Raw genomic sequence first — 18181 nt, 5'->3', positions numbered from 1 at the left:
GGCCTAGAAGAAGGCGAGCTCCTCCATCCAGCCGTAGGTCTTGCCGAACTTGCCGTAGTACCAGGAGCCGCCCTTGGCGGTGCAGTACACGCGCACCTTGTTGCCCATGTACACGGACTTCTTGACCCGGTATCCGTTGCCGGGGCCGGTGTGCATGTCGGCGTGGTCGTACTGGACGACCGTGTAGGTCGTGTCCTTGATGTTCTTGGTGCAGGCGGAGGAGCCGACCGCCGAGGCGGTGGGAGCGGCCATGAGGGTGGCGCCGAGGGCGAGCGCGGTGGCGGCGGTCACTCCGCTCACCGCCCTACGGAACGGAAGCTTCGAGAAGGGCATGCCTGTTTCCCCGTTTGCTCGGTCGAATGGATCGGACAACGGCTGATCATGTTGGCACACGCCCCTGACAGCCCGAGCGCCAGGATCGGGTAAGGGGCCGCCAACAGCTGCTGCCACCAAGGAAGTTCGAGGTCCAGGGCACCCTCGTGGGGCACCAGCCACATCGTGCGGGCGGTGAAGACGAGGGTCACGAGCCCGGCGGTGACCCTGCGGCCCTCGGCCAGGAGTACCGCGAGGAGTGGTACGCACCACACCCAGTGGTGCGACCAGCTGATCGGGCAGACCAGCAGGGCCGCGCCGGCGGCCAGCAGGATGCCGTGGCTGTCCGGGCAGGCTCGGGCCGCCAGCCGTAGGACGATCACTGCCACCACCGCCGCCGGGAGCACCCAGGCGAGGCCCGGCGCCGGGTCGCCCAGGGCCCGCGCGACCAGCCCCCGCAAAGACTGGTTGTCCACGATCCACGCCTTGCCCACCCGGCCGGTCTCGTACAGGCGCCGGCTCCAGAAGTCGGCGCTCGCGGCGGGAAGCAGCAGGAACCCGAGCAGGGCCGTGGCCGCGAAGCCGGTCACCGCCGTGGCCGCCTCTCGTTTGCGTCCGCGCAGGAACAGATGGACCACGAACACGGCGGGCGTGAGCTTCACGCCGGTCGCGAGGCCCAACGCGAGGCCCTTGGCGCGGGCGCCCGGAGGCCGGGTGAGGTCCCACAGGACGAGGCAGGCCACGGCGAGGTTGACCTGGCCGAACAGGAGCGTCTGGAAGACCGGCTCCAGCCACAGGGCGAGGGCCGTGCACGTACAGAGGAGGGGCAGGGGCAGCGGGCGGGCGGCCAGGCGGGCCGAGAGGGTGACCAGGCCGGCGAGCAGGAGCGCGTTGCCCGCCAGGAAGGCCGCCTTCAGCGCCGGGACGGGGAGCCAGGTGGCCGGGATGAACAGGGTCGCCGCGAAGGGCGGGTAGGTCGCCGGGAGCCGCCACTCGGTGACCGCGAAGCCGTACAGGTCGCCGCCGTGGGACGCGGCAGCGCCCTCGGCCCGGTAGACCAGCAGGTCGGCCATCGGGACCCGCTGCAGGACGCACAGAGCGGTGAAGGAGCAGAGAGAGACCGCGAGCAGGAGAAGGGACAACAGGGCAGGGAGGGACGCCACCGTCCGTTTCGGCACGGAGGTGACACTATGCCGCTACTTACGGCGTATGCCCGCCTCCTCGCCGTACTCACCGAGGATCACGACGCTGAACGCGGCCTCCACGAACACCTTGACGGCGCGCAGGGCGTTGCCCAGGGGGTGGTGGTGAGGGCCGTCCATGGCCGTGGCACCGGACGGGGGGCGGACAGAGGCTGGATGGATGGTTGCTGCGCTCATGTCTCCATGGTGGAACTTCGGACCCGGGTCCCGCATCGGTCTCCAGAGCCAATCCCGGAGGCCTGCGCGTAGGTCTCCAGGTGGACCCCCACCCCTACGCCGGACGGGCCGTGTCCCCTAGGGGGCACGACCATCCGGAGGACTCCGCGAGCGCCGCGAGACCCCGCGAGGAAATTCATTGGCCTCCTCCCGGCCACCCCACCTACAATCTCCGCTCTTGCCCGCCTCCCTACGGAGTGCCGCCACCCGGACGGAAACCGGGCGGCCCCCAGTCATGCCACGAGCAGATCAGGAGGCACCCCCTTGTCCACGCCCGCCCACGAACCGCTCGACGACCCGCTCGCCCGGGAGCGCACCCACCTGGCCTCCTCCCGGTCCGCACTGCGCGCCATGCGCGAGGACGTCGAGGCGCTGGACATCAGCGACGTCACCGCGAACTGGGTCAACGCCGAGGTGCTCGCCCGCCAGATCGACGAGCGCATCAAGGCGCTCGCCGACCTCAGCGACACCCCCCTCTTCTTCGGGCGGCTCGACTACCTGCACGCCCCGGGCGCCGACCAGGCGGAAGGGGCCGAGGGCGAGAGGTTCTACATCGGGCGGCGGCATGTGCACGACGGCGACGGCGACCCCATGGTCATCGACTGGCGCGCCCCGGTCTCGCAGCCGTTCTACCGCGCGTCCAAGAAGGACCCGATGGACATCGGGCTGCGCCGCCGCTTCGGCTACACCGGCGGCGACCTGACCGCGTACGAGGACGAGCACCTGTCCGACCCGGCCGATCCATCGGGGGCCGCCGCCACCAGCAAGCTCCTCCAGCAGGAGATCGAGCGGCCGCGCGTCGGCCCCATGCGGGACATCGTGGCGACCATCCAGCCCGAGCAGGACGAGATCGTCCGCAGCGGGCTGGGCGGGACCGTGTGCGTGCAGGGAGGCCCGGGCACCGGAAAGACCGCCGTCGGCCTGCACCGCGTCGCCTACCTCCTCTACGCCCACCGGGAGCGGCTCGCCCGCACCGGCACGCTCGTCATCGGCCCGAACAAGTCCTTCCTGCACTACATCGAGCAGGTCCTCCCGGCGCTCGGCGAGCTGACCGTGCGGCAGGCGACCGTGGACGACCTGGTCGCACATGTGGAGGTGCGCGGCACGGACGAGGCGGCCGCCGCCGTCGTCAAGGGCGACGCCCGGATGGCCGAGGTGCTGCGCCGGGCCCTGTACTCCCACGTGACCATGCCCACCGAGCCGGTCGTCGTCGTACGCGGCTCGCGGCGCTGGCGGGTGCCGGCGTACGAACTGGAGGACCTCGTCCGCGAGTTGCTGGACCGGGACATCCGCTACGACGCCGCCCGCGAGGCCCTGCCGCAGCGGATCGCGCACGCCGTGCTGGTGCAGATGGAGCGGGCCGGGGAGGCGCCGGACGACCGGGTGCAGGACGCGGTCGCCCGCAACAGCGCGGTGAAGGCGGCCGTGAAGGCGAGCTGGCCGGCCGTCGACCCGGCGAAACTGGTCCTGCGCCTGCTGACGGAGGCCGACTTCCTCGCCGAGCACGCCGAGGGGATCCTGGACGAGGACGAGCAGAAGACGATCCTGTGGGCGAAGCCCGTGCGCAGCGTGAAGTCGGCGAAGTGGTCGGCGGCGGACGCGGTGCTCATCGACGAGGCGGCCGACCTGACCCAGCGCACGCACTCGCTCGGGCACGTCGTCCTGGACGAGGCGCAGGACCTGTCCCCCATGCAGTACCGGGCCGTCGGCCGCCGCTGCACCACCGGCAGCGCGACCGTCCTGGGCGACCTGGCGCAGGGCACGACGCCCTGGGCGACGCGGAGTTGGGACGAGGCGCTGGCCCACCTCGGCAAGCGGGAGGGCGTCATCGAGGAGCTGACGGCGGGATTCCGCGTCCCCACGGACGTCATCACCTACGCCTCCCGCCTCCTCCCCCACATCGCTCCCGGCCTCACCCCGGTCGCCTCGGTCCGTGAGAACCCGGGCTTCTTCGAGGTCCGTACCGCGGCGGAGACGGCCGAAGTGATCGCCGCCTGCACGGAGTTGCTGGCCAACGAGGGCTCGACCGGCCTGATCGCGGCCGACGCGCGCATCCCGGCCCTCGCCGAGGCCCTGACGGCGGCCGGGATCACCTTCCTGGCCCCGGGCGAGGAGACCACCCGCGAGACCCGGCTGACCCTCGTCCCGGCCTCCCTCGCCAAGGGCCTGGAGTACGACTACGTGGTCCTGGACGAGCCCCAGGCGGTGGTGGACGGCGAGCCGGACGAACGCACGGGCCTGCGGCGCCTGTACGTGGCCCTGACCCGAGCGGTGTCGGGCCTGATCGTGACGCACGCGGCGCCGTTGCCCCCGCAACTCGCCGAGTAGGCGCTCCCCGAAGCGGCGGCTAGGCGGCCTCGCCGTCCAGCGTCTCCCGCCACTGCGCGACCGCGTCCACCGAGACCGGCCCCGCCCAGCCCCCCGGCCGGGCGGCGCCCCCGATGTGGAAGGCGTCGATGCCGGCGTGGCGGAGGGGCGGGACGTGGTCCAGGCGGAGGCCGCCGCCGACGAGGATCGTCTGGTCGTAGCCGGGTTCTCCCCGTCGGCGCGCCTCGGCGACCAGGGTCGGCAGGCCCTCGTCGACACCGGAGGCGCAGCCGGCGGTGAGGTAGGTGTCCAGGCCCGGCAGGTCGGCGAGCTGCTTGCGCAGGGCGTCGCGGTCGGCGGCACGGTCGATGGCCCGGTGGAAGGTCCAGCTGCAGCCGCCCAGCGCGGCGACGACCCGCTCCACCGCGTCCAGATCGACGCCCCCGTCCACATCGAGGAACCCGAGCACGAACTGGTCGGCGCCGGCCTCCCGCAGCTCACCCGCCACCCGGACCAGACGCTCGACGTCCTCGGGGCCTCCGGCCGCGAACCCGTCCGCCAGCCGCAGCATCACGCGCAGGTCGATGTCGACGGCGGCCCGGATCCCGGCGACGGTGGCCGCCGACGGGGTGAGCCCGTCGGCCGCGATCTCGGTGACCAGCTCCAGCCGATCCGCGCCTCCGGCCTGGGCGGCGACCGCGTCCTCGACGTCGAGGGCGATCACCTCCAGGACTGCACGCTTGCTCATGGCACCCCAATTCATCGACGACTACAGGTCTAGTCCAATTCAAGACTACGCCGGTTCCGTACCCGCCCGGGCCACCTCTCATCCGAAGATGTTCAGTTCCCCCTCCGCCGCGCCCGCCGGCTCGTACGCGGCCCCGTCCAGCGGCCGCCCCGCCGGCCCCCGCGTACGCCCCCGGCGCCCCGAAGACATCCCGCACGTCACCGGCGTGCACCCTCCCCCACTGCCTTAAAGGCGCGGGGGGGACCCCCACCCGGAGCGCGATCACGTCCAGCACCCCGCCCGCCTTGGCGATCACCGGCCCCGCCTCGGTCATCCCGCACTCCAGCTCGTCCACGACCTGCGCGTTCGTCGCGCCCACACCAGGGGCGCCGTCCGCCGCCCGTCACGGAAGAATGAGCACATGGCCGACCTCGACGCCCTGCGCCTCCGCTTCGCCCACGCCCTGGAGGGCGCCCGCGCCCCCGGCGACGGCCCCGCCCCCGCCCCCTACGCCGACAACCTGCTCACCCGCTGGCAGGAGCCACAGCGTCGCTACCACACGATCGAGCACCTTGCGGCAGTCCTGGACCGCATCGACGTGCTGGAGAAGTACGCGGCCGACCCGGACGTGGTCCGCCTGGCCGCCTGGTTCCACGACGCGGTGTACCTGCCGGACCGCTCCGAGAACGAGGAACGCTCCGCGCACCTGGCCGAGCGCGCCCTGCCCGAGGCCGGGGTTCCGGAGTCCAAGACAGCCGAGGTCGCCCGCCTCGTCCGCCTCACCGTCACCCACGCCCCCACCGACGACGACCGCAACGGCCAGGTCCTCTGCGACGCCGACCTGGCCATCCTCGCCGCACCCCCGTCGGCGTACGCCACCTACACCGCCGAGGTCCGCGAGGAGTACCACTTCGTCCCCAACGACACCTTCCGCGCAGGCCGTTCAGCGATCCTGCGCCAACTCCTGGACCTGCCCTGCCTGTTCCGCACGCCGTACGGGCGGGAGCACTGGGAGGCGACTGCGCGGTACAACCTGGCGGGCGAGCTGGAAATGCTGTCGACCTGAGGGAACCGGCACCCTAGGGTTCGCCCCATGCGACCGATAAACGGGGATGATGTGATCGCGGCCGTCGAGGGCAGCGTGGCGGTGCTCGGTACGGCGGTGGAGCGGGACTGGAAGGGTGTCAAGGCCTGGCGGATGGAGTGGAGTTGCCAGGAGACGGCCGAGCACGTCGCAGCAGCCCTGTTCGGCTACGCGAGCCGCTTGGTCACAGGCGCCCAGGACTGGCTTCCCTGTGACCTCACCTTCGACGAGGACGCCGACGGTGCCGGTGCGCTGGAGGTGATCCGGTCGACCGGCGGCCTGCTCGCCGCCACCGTCCGCACCACCCCGCGCGAGGTGCGTGCCGTCCACCCCTACCCCTTCGGCAGCGCCGACCGCGAGGGCTTCGCCGCGATGGGCGTCGCCGAGGTGCTGCTGCACACCCATGACATCGCCCAGGGCCTCGGGATCGCCTACGAGCCGGCCGAGGAGCTCGCCGAGTCCGTCCTGACCTGGCTGTTCCCGCACGTCCAGCCCGGCCCGGCGGCCTGGCCGACCCTGCTGTGGGCGACCGGCCGCGGTGAGCTGCCCGGCCGCGCCCCGGTCACCGAGTGGCGCTGGCGGAACAACCTCGTCATCCCCGCCGAGCGCTTCACCCTGGTCGGAGTCCGCCCGGCAGCCGCCCGCGACCTCCGCCACGGCGGCGACGGCGGCTTCGAGTGGATCGAGGGCGGGCCGTACGAAGGCACGCGGGTGGCCGCGGGCTTCATGGTGAAGGCATACGAAGCGGGCGTGCACCGGCCCGAGTTCGGCGTCTTCGCCCTCGTCCGGAACGAGGACGGCCGCGCCATCGGCGGCATCGGCTTCCACGGCGTTCCGGACGAAGAGGGCCGGGTCGAGGTCGGCTACGACCTGGTCGAGGGCGCCCGCGGCCAGGGCTACGCGACCGAGGCCCTGCGCACGCTGACGGAGTGGGCGCTGGCCCGGGACGACGTCGACACGGTCTTCGCGACCATCGAGGGGGACAACCTCCCCTCTCAGCGCGTGGTGTCCCGGGCGGGGTTCACCCGGGCGACCGTGGAGGAGGAGCGGGCGGCGCAGCAGGAGAACGACACGGACAGCGAGCTGCAGCTTCACATCCGGCGGCGGTGAGCTTGCCGAGGGCGGTTCGGAAACCGCCGCCGTCCAAGTGGAAGCGGACACCCGGTTCAGTCCCGCACCGAAGGAGCCGGCCGCCCCTTGGGCCGCCGCAACCCCGCCTCGGTGAGCCTGCGGACCAGTTCCTTGGAGCCGACCTCCACCGCCCCGGCGGCCACCACGTCCGCGTACCGGTGCGACGGGATGTCGTAGTGGTCGCGTTCGAAGGCCCGCCGCGGTACGCCCAGCTCCGCGGCGAACACGTGCAGTTCGTCGAAGGACACGTCGCTCACCAGGTGCGACCACATGCGTCCGTGGCCGGGCCAGGACGGCGGGTCGATGTACACCGTCACGGGAGCCTCACGAGGACTGCATCCCGCCCGTGGCCCACCCCAGCGAGCCCACCGCGGCCACCTTCACGCCCGCCTTGCTGCACACCCAGTGCGGGTCGGGCCCCAGTTCCGGCTCCACGTCCAGCGCGTGCGGGTCGCCGGAGCCGCACACCGGGCACAGGGGCCAGCGGCCGTACCGCTCCAGGAGCGCGTCCTGGACGTCCTGCGCGACCAGCCCGGCCACGTACTCGACGCCGTCCGGCCACTGCTCGACCCACCAGCGGCGCTCTGTGACGGAGTCCTCGACCAGGGAGACCACGTCGGCCTCGGCCACTTCGCCCGCGACCAGATCGGCGAGCACCAGCGCGCGGGCGGCATGCAGCGCCTGCTCAAGCGGGGATAGGGACTCCATGGCCCCATTGTGCGCACTCTTGACCGGGAGACGGAACCGAAAATATCTTTCATAGGTGACCCAGGACGTGAAGGAAATTTTCGGAAGTCCCGGCGGCTCCCTCGCCGCCAAGGTGCGCACCCTCGCCCCTTCCATGACCCGGTCGATGCAGCGCGTCGCCGAGGCGGTCGCGGGCGACCCGGCCGGGTGCGCCGCCCTCACGGTCACCGGCCTGGCCGAACTGACCGGCACCAGCGAGGCGACGGTCGTCCGCACCGCCCGGCTGCTCGGCTACCCCGGTTACCGCGATCTGCGCCTCGCCCTCGCCGGGCTGGCCGCACAGCAGCAGTCCGGCCGGGCGCCCGCGATCACGACGGACATCGCGGTGGACGACCCCATCGCCGACGTCGTCGCCAAGCTCGCCTACGAGGAGCAGCAGACCCTCGCCGACACCGCCGCCGGACTCGACACCGCCCAGCTGGGCGCGGCCGTCACCGCGCTCGCCGGCGCCCGCCGCACCGACGTGTACGGCATAGGGGCGTCCGGTCTGGTAGCCCAGGACCTCACGCAGAAACTGCTGCGGATCGGGCTCATAGCCCACGCGCACAGCGATCCGCATCTGGCCGTGACCAACGCGGTGCAGCTGCGTTCCGGCGATGTGGCCATAGCGATCACGCACTCCGGATCGACCGGGGACGTCATCGAACCGCTCCGGGTCGCCTTCGAGCACGGGGCGACGACGGTGGCCATCACCGGCCGCCCGGACTCGCCGGTCACCCAGTACGCCGACCACGTCCTGACCACGTCGACCTCCCGGGAGACCGAGCTGCGGCCGGCCGCGATGTCCTCGCGGACGAGTCAACTGCTGGTGGTGGACTGCCTGTTCGTGGGCGTGGCCCAGCAGACGTACGAGAGTGCGGCGCCCGCCCTGGCCGCGTCCTACGAGGCGTTGGCGCACCGGCACCGCACCAGCCCCAGGTGAGTGAAGAGCACGCGAATCGGAGAGAGCCACCCCCCATGACCTCCCATGACCTGCGCAACGAGCTGGAGTCCCTCACCACCGAAGCCTTCCGGCCGGAACTCGCCGAGATCGACCGGTTGCCCACCCTCGACATCGCCCGCCTGATGCACCGCGAGGACACCGGCGTGCCCGACGCCGTCGGTGCGCGGCTGCCGGAGATCGCCGCCGCCATCGACGCCGTGTCCGAGCGGATGGCCCGCGGCGGACGTCTGGTCTACGCCGGCGCGGGCACCGCCGGACGCCTCGGCGTGCTGGACGCCTCCGAGTGCCCGCCCACCTTCAACACCGACCCCGCCCAGGTCGTCGGCCTGATCGCCGGCGGTCCCGAGGCCCTCGTCACCTCGATCGAGGGCGCCGAGGACTCCAAGGAGCTGGCCCGCAGGGACCTGGACGCGCTGAAGGTCGGTGCGGACGACGCCGTCGTCGGCATCTCCGCCTCCGGCCGCACCCCGTACGCCGTCGGCGCCGTCGAACACGCCCGCGCGCTCGGCGCCCTGACCATCGGGCTGGCCTGCAACGAGCACAGCCCGCTCGCGGCCGCCGCCGAGCACGGCATCGAGGTCGTCGTCGGGCCCGAGCTGATCACCGGCTCGACGCGGTTGAAGGCGGGCACGGCCCAGAAGCTGGTGCTCAACATGCTGTCGACGATCACGATGATCCGCCTGGGCAAGACCTACGGGAACCTGATGGTCGACGTCCGCGCCTCCAACGACAAGCTCCGGGCCCGTTCCCGCCGTATCGTCGCGCTGGCCACGGGAGCCTCGGCGGAGGAGATCGAGAAGGCGCTCACCGAGTCGGGCGGCGAGGTGAAGAACGCCGTTCTCACCATCCTGGCCGGCGTCGACGGCCCGACGGCCGCCCGCCTTCTGGAGGAGTCCGGCGGTCATCTGCGTGCCGCGCTGGCGGTCACGGGCACCTGAGCCGCACGCTCGGGACGTGCGCAACGACCCCGCCTCCACCGCAGCCGCCGTCCTCGCCCGGGTCGGCGGCCCCGCGAACGTCACGTCCGTCGCCCACTGCATGACCCGGCTCCGGCTGGGCGTCGCCGATCCGGCGGCCGTGGACGAGGAGGGGCTGCGGGGGTTGCCCGGGGTGCTGGGGGTCGTCGCGGACGGGGAGTCGTCCTTGCAGGTCGTGCTGGGACCGGGGGTCGTCGTCGAGGTCACGGCGGCCGTGCGGATCCAGGTCGACGAGGTCACCGCGTCGACCGCGACCGCGACGACCGCGACCGCGGGTGCCGCGGCCGCAGGTGCCGCGGCCGTGCGTACGCGGGTCGGCGAGGGCACAGCGGACGGGCAGACCCAGGCCGGCGAGAGCAAGGCAGCCGTGCAGCCCAAGGCCGGTGAGCCACCGGTCGGTGCCGCCGGCCAGGTGAAGGAGCAGCTCCGGCAGCGCAACGCCACCCCCTTCAAGACCGCCCTCCGCCGTGTCGCCGCCGTCTTCGTGCCGCTCATCCCCGCGCTGATCGGCTGCGGCATCCTCGCCGGGATCAACGGGCTGCTGGTCAACGCCGGCCGGCTGCCCGGCCTGACCCCCGCCCTGGCCGCCGTCGCCTCCGCCTTCATGGCGCTGATCACGGTGTTCGTCGGATACAACACCGCGAAGGAGTTCGGTGGTACCCCGGTGCTGGGCGGTGCGGTGGCGGCCGTGGTCGTCTACCCGGGCGTGGCGAAGGTGACGGCGTTCGGGGTGCATCTGGCGCCCGGCCAGGGCGGGGTGCTCGGCGCGCTCGCGGCGGCGCTGCTGGCGACCCGGGTGGAGAAGTGGTGCCGGGGCCGGGTGCCGGGCGCGCTGGACGTGCTCCTGACCCCGACCGTGACCGTCCTCGTCTCCGGCCTGGTCACGCTGTACGGCCTGATGTACGCGGCCGGCGTGGTCTCCTCGGCGATCGGTACGGCGGCGAACTGGCTGCTGGCCACGACCGGAGCCGTGGCCGGACTGGTCCTCGGCGGCCTGTTCCTCCCCCTCGTCATGCTGGGTCTGCACCAGGCCCTGATCCCCATCCACACCACCCTCATCGAACAGCAGGGCTACACCGTCCTGCTCCCGCTGCTGGCCATGGCGGGCGCGGGCCAGGTGGGCGCGGCGCTGGCGGTGTACGCCCGGCTGCGCCACGACACGTCCCTGCGTACGACGATCAGGTCGGCGCTCCCGGCAGGGCTGCTGGGCGTGGGCGAGCCGCTGATCTACGGGGTGTCCCTGCCGCTGGGCCGCCCGTTCGTGACGGCGTGCGCGGGCGGTGCGGCCGGCGGGGCCTTCATCGGGTTCTTCGCGATGCTCGGGGACAAGGTCGGGGCGACGGCCATCGGCCCGTCGGGCTGGGCCCTGTTCCCGCTGCTGGCAGGGAACAGGGGGCCGGGGATGACGGCCGCCGTCTACGGGGGCGGACTGCTCACCGGTTACGCGGTGGGGTTCGCGGCGACGTACTTCTTCGGCTTCCCCCGCGGCTGCCGTGTGGCCGCAGCGGCGTGACGCACCGTCGGGACTTGTCGTTGCCCGGGCATGATGAAAAAGCTTCTGGCCACCGCCGCCCTGACGGCCTGCGGCGCCGCCCTGGCCGCCCCCGCCCACGCCCACGCCGACGAGCACTGGACCGCCACCGGCACCGCCCTGTGTGCCGGCGACCTCGTCGTGGCCCCGGCGGTCAAGTCCGTCTCGCCGCTGCCCCTGGCCGATACCGCCCCCGCCTGCCGCAAGGGAAGCCTCATCCGCGACGACGGCCGACAGGGCGGCACCGGTACGGGTCACTCGGCCCTGCGCCGGTAACCCGTCGCGGACGAGGTCACGGCCTTTGGGGCCCACCCGCAAGAGATGATGGAGAGGTGAGTACAGAACAGACTGTTCGCTGGCTGGAGAGTTCGGGAGAGGAGCGCTGCGCCCTGTGGCGATCGGAGAGCGGTGCACCGCCGCCGAAACGGGTTGTGACAGCCGATGACGCTCTGAACGCGGACACCGCGTTCCGATTAGCTTGCGAAGGAACCTCGCTCTTATGGCGCGGCGACTTCCACAATGCGCGTCAGCTGCTGCACGCGATGGCCCGCCGCGCCGACCGGAAGCCGCCCAAGCCAGGCACGTCGCCTGGGCAGAACTTCCACCTGTACCGTCAAGCGCAGTCGCGGCGTGCACGGATCCTCGGCATGCTGCTGTTGCCGGTGGCAGCGGGGCATGTCATCTCGCTGCGACGGGCTCCAGACGTGCGGCTGGCCTGCGAACAGGCGTACGGGCAGTGTCATGAGCCCTATGTGGTGTCACTGCGCGAGCTGCAGGGGGTGGTCGGGGCCGGTGAATGGCGCAAGAAGGGGGTCCACGTACCAGCGCTTGGGGAGCCGATCACGCCGCACTTCGGCGTTTTCGCCCCGGTGCGGGGCGAATACGTCGACCTGGTGGCCGAAGCACCGCTGCCGCCGCAGGGCACGGCCTTCGACATCGGCACGGGTACGGGCGTGCTCGCTGCCGTTCTGGCCCGGCGCGGTGTCCGGCGCGTGGTGGCCACGGACTGCGACGCACGTGCGCTTGCCTGCGCGCGAGAGAACATCAGCCGCTTAGGACTGTCCTCCATCGTGGACATTCAGCAGGCAGATCTGTTCCCCGCCACTCCGTTCTCCGCCACCCGGGCATCCCTGATCGTCTGCAACCCTCCATGGCTTCCCGGACGGGCCCGGACCTCACTCGAACACGCCGTCTACGACCCGGGAAGCCGTATGCTTCGCGGCTTCGTCGACGGGCTTTCGGCGCATCTGGCCCCGGGCGGTGAGGGATGGCTCATCATCTCCGACCTCGCCGAGCGCCTCGGACTCCGCTCACGAACCGAGTTGTCCGAGCTCTTCGCCGCGGCCGGTCTGAGAGTGATGGGGCGTATCGACGCACGGCCGCGTCACCCTCGCGCCCACGACCCCGCCGATCCGCTCCACGCCGCACGGAAGGCCGAGGTGACATCGCTGTGGCGTCTCGCGGCGAGTCCGGACGCCCACTGAACGCGTGCGCACCGGAAGCCCGACGACTGCCTTGTGCAAAGCGTCGTCCACGCCATCCAAATCCACCACAAGCCGTCCCGCGCTACCGTCGACACCATGAACCACGCCCAGCTCACCGCCCTCGGCCGGGCCCTGCGGCTGCTCGGGGAGCACGGGGAGGCACTCACCGGGGACACTCCGGATACCCGGTTGTACGAGGTCAAGGCCGATCTACGGCGGGCTCTCGACCTGCTGGAGGAGAGCGTGGGGGCCGGCGCCCCCTCGACCCGGTGCCCCGAGCATCCGCACGGGCCCGTCGACGAGAGCGCCCCCGATCTGTGCCTGCTCTGCGAGACCCGGCGCCGGGCCGCCCGGCGCTCGGAGTTCCAGGGCAGGCCCAGCGCGGCCGAGCCCGTCGCCACCGCCCCCTCCCGTTACGGCGTCCGGGCCGACCGCCCCCAGCCCCAGCAGCGGTGGCTGCCGGAGGCCTGGAACGGGCGCGAGTGGGAGCTGTGCGGGACGCCCCGGCGGGACCGGCGCGAGGCCGAGGCGTATCTGGCCGCCCAGCGACGCGGATCCCGGCCCGCCATGGCGTATCGGCTCGTGCACGAGTTCACCGACTACGAGGTGCTGCGGATCTGGGGGACACCAGTGCACGTCGACATCGAACCCCTGGGCAACCTCTAGCCGAGCAGCGGCAGAGGCAGGAAGTCGTGACCCTCCCAGAGGCGCCTGCTGCGCTCCTCCGGGTAGGCCGTGACCGTCGGCTCGACGTCCAGGACCTGCACCGGGCGGGCCTCGGTGTCGTACGCCGGCCAGCCCGGGTCTCCGGTGCGGGCGAACGACGTCCACGCACGACGGAAGCGGGCGGACAGCTCCTCCGCTTCGGCCGGTATGTCCGCCCCGGCGAAGAGCAGACCGCCCAGGAAACCGCGGTACGTGCCGAAGAGCAGGGCGACGTCCAGGACGTGGCACGCGCCCAGGACACCGCCGCTGCCCGGCGCCTCCCAGGTCAGTTCGTAGACGTGAGCCCTGCCGCCGCCCGCCAGCTGGGCCTCGGCGAGATGCAGGCTCGGCATCCCGAACAGCCAGTCCGTCTGGACCCGCTCGAACAGGTCGCTCGGCGAGGCGTCCGGGAAGGCCGAGCGGTAGGCCTGTTCGCCCGCCTCGCCGCCCGGGGCGAACATCCGCAGCGCCGCCGTCGCCCGGTCCTCCGTGATCTTGCCGAGCATGCCGCCCATGGCCAGGAACAGACGGAACTCGTCCCGGTTGTGGCCCACCAGGAGGTCGACGTCCCTTGCCGCGCCCGCCGCCAGAGCCTGCCAGGGGGTGGTGGGCAGGATGTCGCCGTCGACGACCGGGGAGAAGGGCGTGACCGTCGGTGCCACCTGACCCCATCTGTCCGTGTACTGGAGCATCTTGGCGCTCAACGCCTGTCCGGCGCCGACGAGTTCACGGGGGTCCACCGCGGCCAGATCCGCCGCCGTCGGCTGCCGCCCCGCCTGCGCCGCCAGCGCCCCGGCCATGTCACGCGCCAGCTCGGCGGAGAAGAACGTGCCCGGCAGGCTCTGCGCCACCGCCCGCCGGAACAGTCCTCGGGCTCTCGGCATCGCCAGCAGCGAGGCCACCGAGCCCGCTCCGGCCGACTCACCGAAGACCGTGACCTGGCCGGGGTCGCCGCCGAACGCCGCGATGTTCTCCCGCACCCACTCCAGGGCCGCCACCTGGTCCAGCAGGCCCCGGTTCGCCGGCGCGCCCTCCAGAAGGGCGAAGCCCTCCATGCCCACCCGGTAGTTGAAGGTGACCACGACGACGTCGCCGTCCCGGGCGATGCGCTGTGCGTCGTAGCCGGGCTGGCCGGCGTGGCCCATCTTGTACGAGCCGCCGTAGATCCACACCATGACCGGGCGGCCGGCGGACGGGTCCGGGCCGGGCGTCCACACGTTCACGGTCAGCCAGTCGTCACCGGTGGGGCCGGTCACCCCACCCCCCTGGACTCCCAAGTCCTGCGGAGGCGGGGGTCCGAAGGCGTACGCCTCCCGGGTGCCGTCCCAGGGCCGGGCCGGGCGCGGGGCCTGGAACCTGGCCTCGCCGACGGGGGGTTCGGCGAAGGGGATGCCGCGGAAGACCGCCAGACCGTCCTCGCGGCGGCCGCGCACCGCGCCGGAGGCGGTGCGCACCACAGGTCCGGCGGCCTCCGCCGCCCGGGCCCCGGACTCGCTCGTCGTCATGCTCGCTCCTCACTGGTCATCAGGGGAACGGACGGGAACGATCCCAAGTGCCCGGCGGACTCGGCCACTTCGGCTCAGCGTCAGCTCAGGGTCTTCAGCGCGGCCACGTCGTACGGCTTCAGCTCGTCGAAGCGGTCCGCGAGCACCTTCGCCGCCCACTCCGGGTCCTGGAGCAGCGCACGGCCGACGGCGACCATGTCGAACTCGTCCGCCTCCAGGCGGTCGAGCAGGTTGTCGATGCCCTTGACCGGGGAGCCCTCGCCCTGGAAGGCCTTGATGAAGTCGCCGTCGAGACCGACCGAGCCGACGCTGATGACCTGCTTGCCGGTGAGCTTCTTCGTCCAGCCCGCGAGGTTCAGGTCGGAGCCGTCGAACTCGGGCAGCCAGTAGCGGCGGGTGGAGGCGTGGAAGACGTCGACGCCGGCGGCGGCCAGCGGGGTGAGGATCGCCTCCAGCTCCTCGGGGGTCTCGGCGAGGCGGGCGCCGTAGTCCTGCTGCTTCCACTGCGAGAAGCGGAAGAGGACCGGGAACTCGGGGGAGACGGCCTCGCGGACCGCGGCGACGATCTCCGCCGCGAACTTGGTGCGGGCCACCGGGTCGCCGCCGTAGGCGTCGGTGCGGCGGTTGGTGCCGGCCCACAGGAACTGGTCGAGGAGGTAGCCGTGGGCGCCGTGCAGCTCGACGCCGTCGAAGCCGATGCGCTCGGCGTCGGCGGCGGCCTGGGCGAACGCGGCGACGACGTCGTCCAGGTCCTGCTGCGTCATGGTCTTGCCGGTGGGCTCGGCACCCTCGGTGACCAGGCCGGACGGGCCGACCGCGGGGGCGTGCGCGAACGGCGGCTCGCCCGCCTTGCGGACCATGCCGATGTGCCACAGCTGCGGCACGATCGTCCCGCCCGCCGCGTGCACGTCCTCAGCGACCTTCGCCCAGCCGGCCAGCTGCTCCTCGCCGTGGAACCGGGGCACACGGTCGCTCTGCCCGGCCGACTCGTGCCCGACGTACGTCCCCTCGGTGACGATGAGACCGACACCGGCGGCGGCACGGCGCGCGTAGTACGACCGCACGTCCTCGCCAGGGATGCCGCCCGGGGAGAACATGCGGGTCATCGGCGCCATCACGATCCGGTTGGGGACCGTGAGCCCGTTGAGGCTGATCGGGCGGGAGAGGATCTGGGCCGCGCGGGAGGCGGGAAGCGTCGTGTCGGTCACGTGGGGGCTCCTCGGGTGTTGCTCGGTCTGACCAGCTGGTATGTGCACACGCATTGTTACACCTCCTCAAAGAACCTCCTATGCGGTGCGGCACATTCCGAATCCGGGCTGCCCTCGTTGTGATCCCGGCCACGCCCGCCGGCCGTCAGGGCAGCTCGGCCGCCGGGCGTGAGCGGGCGCCCTGGTTCAGTCGCCGCACCTTTTCGCGCAGCACCTCGTCCGGCGCCACCTCCCCCAGCTCCTCGGGGGGACAGTCCCACTCCCGGCCGCCACCCACGGGCCGAAGCTGCACATAACCTCCTACGCGCGCCATTACCTCGCCGATCCGCCCGCTCCGTACGTCGACGGCGTACGTCCCGATCTCCCCGGTCACGCATCCCCGCCCGACCGCCGCAGCACCGCCGCCAGCCGCGAGGCCACACCCAGGTTGCAGCGGCCCAGGTCGACGAGGGCATAGGGGTGACCGTGGGCGCCGGTGACCGGGTCGATCCGCAGTGAGGGGAGGATGATCCCCACGTCGTGCAGGGCCGTGCGCAGTCGCTCTACGGCTTCCGCTGCGGAGCGGGCGGGTCGGTCGTCCGCCGTCATTTCCTTCGCATCCATTGCGCCAATTCCTCCACGGTGAGTGTTCGCTTTCAACACACAGCGTGGCCATCATGCCTCTAACCTGGCCAGATACGGCGCCCCAACAACCTCGTCTGTCGGACCGGGAGTTGCACATGGCAGGACCGAAGGATCTGGACCCGTCGTCATCGCCGCGCGCTTTGCTGGGTGCGGAGTTACGGCACGCTCGCGAGCGGAAGGGGCTGAGTCAGGCCGAGTTGGGGCAGAGACTGTTCGTGAGCGGGTCGTTCATCGGGCAGTTGGAGGCCGGGACGCGGCGGATGCAGCCGGAGTACGCGCGGATGCTGGACGAAATCCTGGAGACGGACGGCTTCTTCACACGGAACCGCGAGGCTGCGGCCAAGTCGAAGTATCAGCACCACTACGCAGACGTAGTGGAGGCCGAGGCTCTGGCCACGACGATCAGGCATTATGTTCCGCTCCTGATCCCCGGACTGCTCCAGACTCCCACGTACGCGCGGGCAGTGGACCAAGTGTGGGCCGCGATGACGCCGGAGGAGACCATCAAGGAGTGGGTGGAAGGCCGTTTGGAACGGGCCCGTCTGCTCGATCACCCAACAAAGCCCGTGTTGTGGGCGGTGCTTGACGAGGCGGCGCTGCGCCGGAAAGTCGGTAGCCCGGCGGTGATGGCAGAGGCACTGCGCCATGTCGCTGGCCTGGCCCGCCGGAACCGGATCGTCATGCAGGTGGTGCCGTTCAGCGCGGGCGCGCACACGGCGATGCAGGGTGCTCTGAAGCTGATGGAGTTCGAGGACGCCCCTCCGCTGGCCTACATGGAAGGGCTGAGCACCGGACGGCTGGAGGACGACCCGGCCACTGTCACCCGACTGAGGTTCGTGTACGACCTCCTCGTGGCGTCAGCGCTCTCGCAGGAGAAGTCCCTGGCGCTCATCGAGGCGTTGGCAGAGGATTACACCCATGAGGAACATCCCTGACCCCGGCCTGAGCACGGCCGTATGGATCAAGTCGAGCTACAGCGGTGGCGACGAAAACTGCCTCGAAGTCACCCACGACTTCCCCACCCTCATCCCCATCCGAGACTCGAAGAACCCCCAAGGACCGAAGCTCTTCTTCAGCTCGGTCACCTGGGCTGCCTTCACCTCTTCTCTCAAGTGACCGTTGGGGCCGGGTCCCGGCCGGGGTTCGCGAGCAACGGTCGGCTGCGAGGGGACCCTCGGCTGACGGGCGCGGTCGCGCCTCGCCAGCACGCCGGGCCGGCTTGGCGGCCTGCGGGCGAGTGGGGGAAGGAAACCGGCCGATGGACCTGAGTGGTGCGAATGGGCCGACCTCTGCCTCGTCTGACCTGCCTGACCAGGGCATTTGCCGGGGCTGGTGGCCCGAATGCACCAATCACTCGGTGAAGCGAGGCTGAAGTGGCCTGTGTGACGGGCGGGACTCGGAGGACAGGTGCATCGCCCCGCCCACCGGCCGCAAGCCGCCAACCCGGCCCGGCCTGCCCCAACCCAGCGTTCGCGCCC

Annotated in this window: 21 protein-coding genes and 1 pseudogene; 11 read left to right on the top strand and 11 right to left on the bottom strand. The window is 71.9% G+C overall.

From position 1 onward, the window contains the following. Positions 1 to 3 precede the first annotated feature (3 nt). From ACWC5O_RS00400 to ACWC5O_RS00390, 3 genes are read right to left on the bottom strand one after another with little or no spacing between them, the layout of a single operon-like run. Complete coding sequence (locus ACWC5O_RS00400) at positions 4 to 300, bottom strand: SH3 domain-containing protein (RefSeq protein WP_450590910.1); 297 nt, start codon at positions 298 to 300, stop codon at positions 4 to 6. Then, positions 297 to 1490, bottom strand: coding sequence for a glycosyltransferase 87 family protein (locus tag ACWC5O_RS00395; RefSeq protein WP_450590909.1), 1194 nt, complete (start codon positions 1488 to 1490; stop codon positions 297 to 299). The genes ACWC5O_RS00400 and ACWC5O_RS00395 overlap by 4 nt, the downstream gene beginning before the upstream one ends. 18 nt (positions 1491 to 1508) lie before the next feature. Further along, a complete protein-coding gene (locus tag ACWC5O_RS00390; protein WP_386573625.1) occupies positions 1509 to 1691 on the bottom strand; it encodes a hypothetical protein in 183 nt (60 codons plus the stop codon). 303 nt (positions 1692 to 1994) lie between these two features. Here ACWC5O_RS00390 and ACWC5O_RS00385 point away from each other — a divergent pair, with 303 nt between their 5' ends. Beyond that, positions 1995 to 4058: a HelD family protein gene (locus ACWC5O_RS00385; RefSeq protein ID WP_450590907.1), complete on the top strand. Its 2064-nt coding sequence runs from the start codon at positions 1995 to 1997 to the stop codon at positions 4056 to 4058. A 19-nt stretch (positions 4059 to 4077) separates the two neighbouring features. On the opposite strand, the gene ACWC5O_RS00380 is transcribed toward ACWC5O_RS00385, so the two are convergent. Both ACWC5O_RS00380 and ACWC5O_RS00375 read right to left on the bottom strand, forming a co-directional pair. Next, on the bottom strand, positions 4078 to 4785 hold the full coding sequence (locus tag ACWC5O_RS00380; RefSeq protein ID WP_450590905.1) for a copper homeostasis protein CutC: 708 nt from the start codon (positions 4783 to 4785) through the stop codon (positions 4078 to 4080). A 151-nt stretch (positions 4786 to 4936) separates the two neighbouring features. Next, a pseudogene (locus ACWC5O_RS00375) lies at positions 4937 to 5134 on the bottom strand (hypothetical protein); the annotation flags it as partial. A gap of 51 nt (positions 5135 to 5185) precedes the next feature. Here ACWC5O_RS00375 and ACWC5O_RS00370 point away from each other — a divergent pair. Further along, on the top strand, positions 5186 to 5830 hold the full coding sequence (locus ACWC5O_RS00370; protein WP_450590903.1) for an HD domain-containing protein: 645 nt from the start codon (positions 5186 to 5188) through the stop codon (positions 5828 to 5830). A 27-nt stretch (positions 5831 to 5857) separates the two neighbouring features. Beyond that, positions 5858 to 6958 carry a GNAT family N-acetyltransferase gene (locus ACWC5O_RS00365; RefSeq protein WP_450590901.1) on the top strand — a complete coding sequence of 367 codons (1101 nt, stop codon included), beginning with the start codon at positions 5858 to 5860 and terminating at the stop codon, positions 6956 to 6958. Between the two features lie 56 nt (positions 6959 to 7014). Here ACWC5O_RS00365 and ACWC5O_RS00360 read toward each other — a convergent pair whose 3' ends face one another. Together ACWC5O_RS00360 and ACWC5O_RS00355 are read right to left on the bottom strand one after the other, a co-directional pair. Then, entirely contained in the window at positions 7015 to 7296 is a 282-nt protein-coding gene (locus tag ACWC5O_RS00360) for a DUF4031 domain-containing protein (RefSeq protein WP_450590900.1), read from the bottom strand. A 7-nt stretch (positions 7297 to 7303) separates the two neighbouring features. Continuing rightward, the gene (locus ACWC5O_RS00355; protein WP_450590898.1) at positions 7304 to 7687 is read right to left on the bottom strand and encodes a hypothetical protein; all 384 of its coding nucleotides are present in this window, start codon (positions 7685 to 7687) and stop codon (positions 7304 to 7306) included. A 55-nt stretch (positions 7688 to 7742) separates the two neighbouring features. Here ACWC5O_RS00355 and ACWC5O_RS00350 point away from each other — a divergent pair, with 55 nt between their 5' ends. The 6 genes from ACWC5O_RS00350 (at position 7743) to ACWC5O_RS00325 (ending at position 13327) form a co-directional block, all read left to right on the top strand. Then, a complete protein-coding gene (locus ACWC5O_RS00350) occupies positions 7743 to 8648 on the top strand; it encodes a MurR/RpiR family transcriptional regulator (protein WP_450590896.1) in 906 nt (301 codons plus the stop codon). Positions 8649 to 8683: 35 nt separating this feature from the next. After that, positions 8684 to 9607, top strand: coding sequence for an N-acetylmuramic acid 6-phosphate etherase (gene murQ, locus ACWC5O_RS00345; RefSeq protein ID WP_450590895.1), 924 nt, complete (start codon positions 8684 to 8686; stop codon positions 9605 to 9607). Positions 9608 to 9623: 16 nt separating this feature from the next. Further along, positions 9624 to 11159 (top strand): PTS transporter subunit EIIC, encoded by a 1536-nt coding sequence (locus ACWC5O_RS00340; RefSeq protein WP_450590894.1) that lies wholly within the window; start codon positions 9624 to 9626, stop codon positions 11157 to 11159. 30 nt (positions 11160 to 11189) lie between these two features. Further along, entirely contained in the window at positions 11190 to 11453 is a 264-nt protein-coding gene (locus tag ACWC5O_RS00335) for a hypothetical protein (RefSeq protein ID WP_450590892.1), read from the top strand. 56 nt (positions 11454 to 11509) lie between these two features. Continuing rightward, a complete protein-coding gene (locus ACWC5O_RS00330) occupies positions 11510 to 12661 on the top strand; it encodes a methyltransferase (RefSeq protein WP_450590890.1) in 1152 nt (383 codons plus the stop codon). 96 nt (positions 12662 to 12757) lie between these two features. Next, complete coding sequence (locus ACWC5O_RS00325; RefSeq protein ID WP_450590888.1) at positions 12758 to 13327, top strand: hypothetical protein; 570 nt, start codon at positions 12758 to 12760, stop codon at positions 13325 to 13327. Here ACWC5O_RS00325 and ACWC5O_RS00320 read toward each other — a convergent pair. The 4 genes from ACWC5O_RS00320 to ACWC5O_RS00305 all read right to left on the bottom strand — a co-directional run bounded on the left by ACWC5O_RS00320 (position 13324) and on the right by ACWC5O_RS00305 (position 16682). Beyond that, on the bottom strand, positions 13324 to 14871 hold the full coding sequence (locus ACWC5O_RS00320) for a carboxylesterase/lipase family protein (RefSeq protein WP_450590886.1): 1548 nt from the start codon (positions 14869 to 14871) through the stop codon (positions 13324 to 13326). The two genes, ACWC5O_RS00325 and ACWC5O_RS00320, sit on opposite strands and share 4 nt — an antisense overlap. 80 nt (positions 14872 to 14951) lie before the next feature. After that, a complete protein-coding gene (locus tag ACWC5O_RS00315) occupies positions 14952 to 16079 on the bottom strand; it encodes an NADH:flavin oxidoreductase (protein WP_450590884.1) in 1128 nt (375 codons plus the stop codon). A gap of 145 nt (positions 16080 to 16224) precedes the next feature. Next, entirely contained in the window at positions 16225 to 16452 is a 228-nt protein-coding gene (locus tag ACWC5O_RS00310; protein WP_450590883.1) for a hypothetical protein, read from the bottom strand. After that, complete coding sequence (locus ACWC5O_RS00305) at positions 16449 to 16682, bottom strand: hypothetical protein (protein WP_386573645.1); 234 nt, start codon at positions 16680 to 16682, stop codon at positions 16449 to 16451. The genes ACWC5O_RS00310 and ACWC5O_RS00305 overlap by 4 nt, the downstream gene beginning before the upstream one ends. A gap of 116 nt (positions 16683 to 16798) precedes the next feature. On the opposite strand from ACWC5O_RS00305, the gene ACWC5O_RS00300 reads away from it, so the two are divergent. Then, entirely contained in the window at positions 16799 to 17638 is an 840-nt protein-coding gene (locus ACWC5O_RS00300; RefSeq protein WP_450590882.1) for a helix-turn-helix domain-containing protein, read from the top strand. Next, complete coding sequence (locus ACWC5O_RS00295; RefSeq protein ID WP_450590880.1) at positions 17622 to 17819, top strand: DUF397 domain-containing protein; 198 nt, start codon at positions 17622 to 17624, stop codon at positions 17817 to 17819. The genes ACWC5O_RS00300 and ACWC5O_RS00295 overlap by 17 nt, the downstream gene beginning before the upstream one ends. The last annotated feature ends 362 nt before the right edge of the window (positions 17820 to 18181 follow it).

This window comes from Streptomyces sp. NPDC001450, from assembly GCF_053597295.1.
The sequence above is the reverse complement of the archived record's forward strand: the minus strand, read 5'-3'. Positions and strand labels throughout refer to the sequence as shown.

Excerpts from the sequence above, each read along its gene's own strand:
- ACWC5O_RS00390 (WP_386573625.1), bottom strand. The coding sequence starts at position 1,691 with ATGAGCGCAGCAACCATCCATCCAGCCTCTGTCCGCCCCCCGTCCGGT.
- ACWC5O_RS00380 (WP_450590905.1), bottom strand. The coding sequence starts at position 4,785 with ATGAGCAAGCGTGCAGTCCTGGAGGTGATCGCCCTCGACGTCGAGGAC.
- ACWC5O_RS00370 (WP_450590903.1), top strand. The coding sequence starts at position 5,186 with ATGGCCGACCTCGACGCCCTGCGCCTCCGCTTCGCCCACGCCCTGGAG.
- ACWC5O_RS00365 (WP_450590901.1), top strand. The coding sequence starts at position 5,858 with ATGCGACCGATAAACGGGGATGATGTGATCGCGGCCGTCGAGGGCAGC.
- ACWC5O_RS00355 (WP_450590898.1), bottom strand. The coding sequence starts at position 7,687 with ATGGAGTCCCTATCCCCGCTTGAGCAGGCGCTGCATGCCGCCCGCGCG.
- murQ (WP_450590895.1), top strand. The coding sequence starts at position 8,684 with ATGACCTCCCATGACCTGCGCAACGAGCTGGAGTCCCTCACCACCGAA.
- ACWC5O_RS00335 (WP_450590892.1), top strand. The coding sequence starts at position 11,190 with ATGATGAAAAAGCTTCTGGCCACCGCCGCCCTGACGGCCTGCGGCGCC.
- ACWC5O_RS00325 (WP_450590888.1), top strand. The coding sequence starts at position 12,758 with ATGAACCACGCCCAGCTCACCGCCCTCGGCCGGGCCCTGCGGCTGCTC.
- ACWC5O_RS00320 (WP_450590886.1), bottom strand. The coding sequence starts at position 14,871 with ATGACGACGAGCGAGTCCGGGGCCCGGGCGGCGGAGGCCGCCGGACCT.
- ACWC5O_RS00305 (WP_386573645.1), bottom strand. The coding sequence starts at position 16,682 with ATGGATGCGAAGGAAATGACGGCGGACGACCGACCCGCCCGCTCCGCA.
- ACWC5O_RS00300 (WP_450590882.1), top strand. The coding sequence starts at position 16,799 with ATGGCAGGACCGAAGGATCTGGACCCGTCGTCATCGCCGCGCGCTTTG.
- ACWC5O_RS00295 (WP_450590880.1), top strand. The coding sequence starts at position 17,622 with ATGAGGAACATCCCTGACCCCGGCCTGAGCACGGCCGTATGGATCAAG.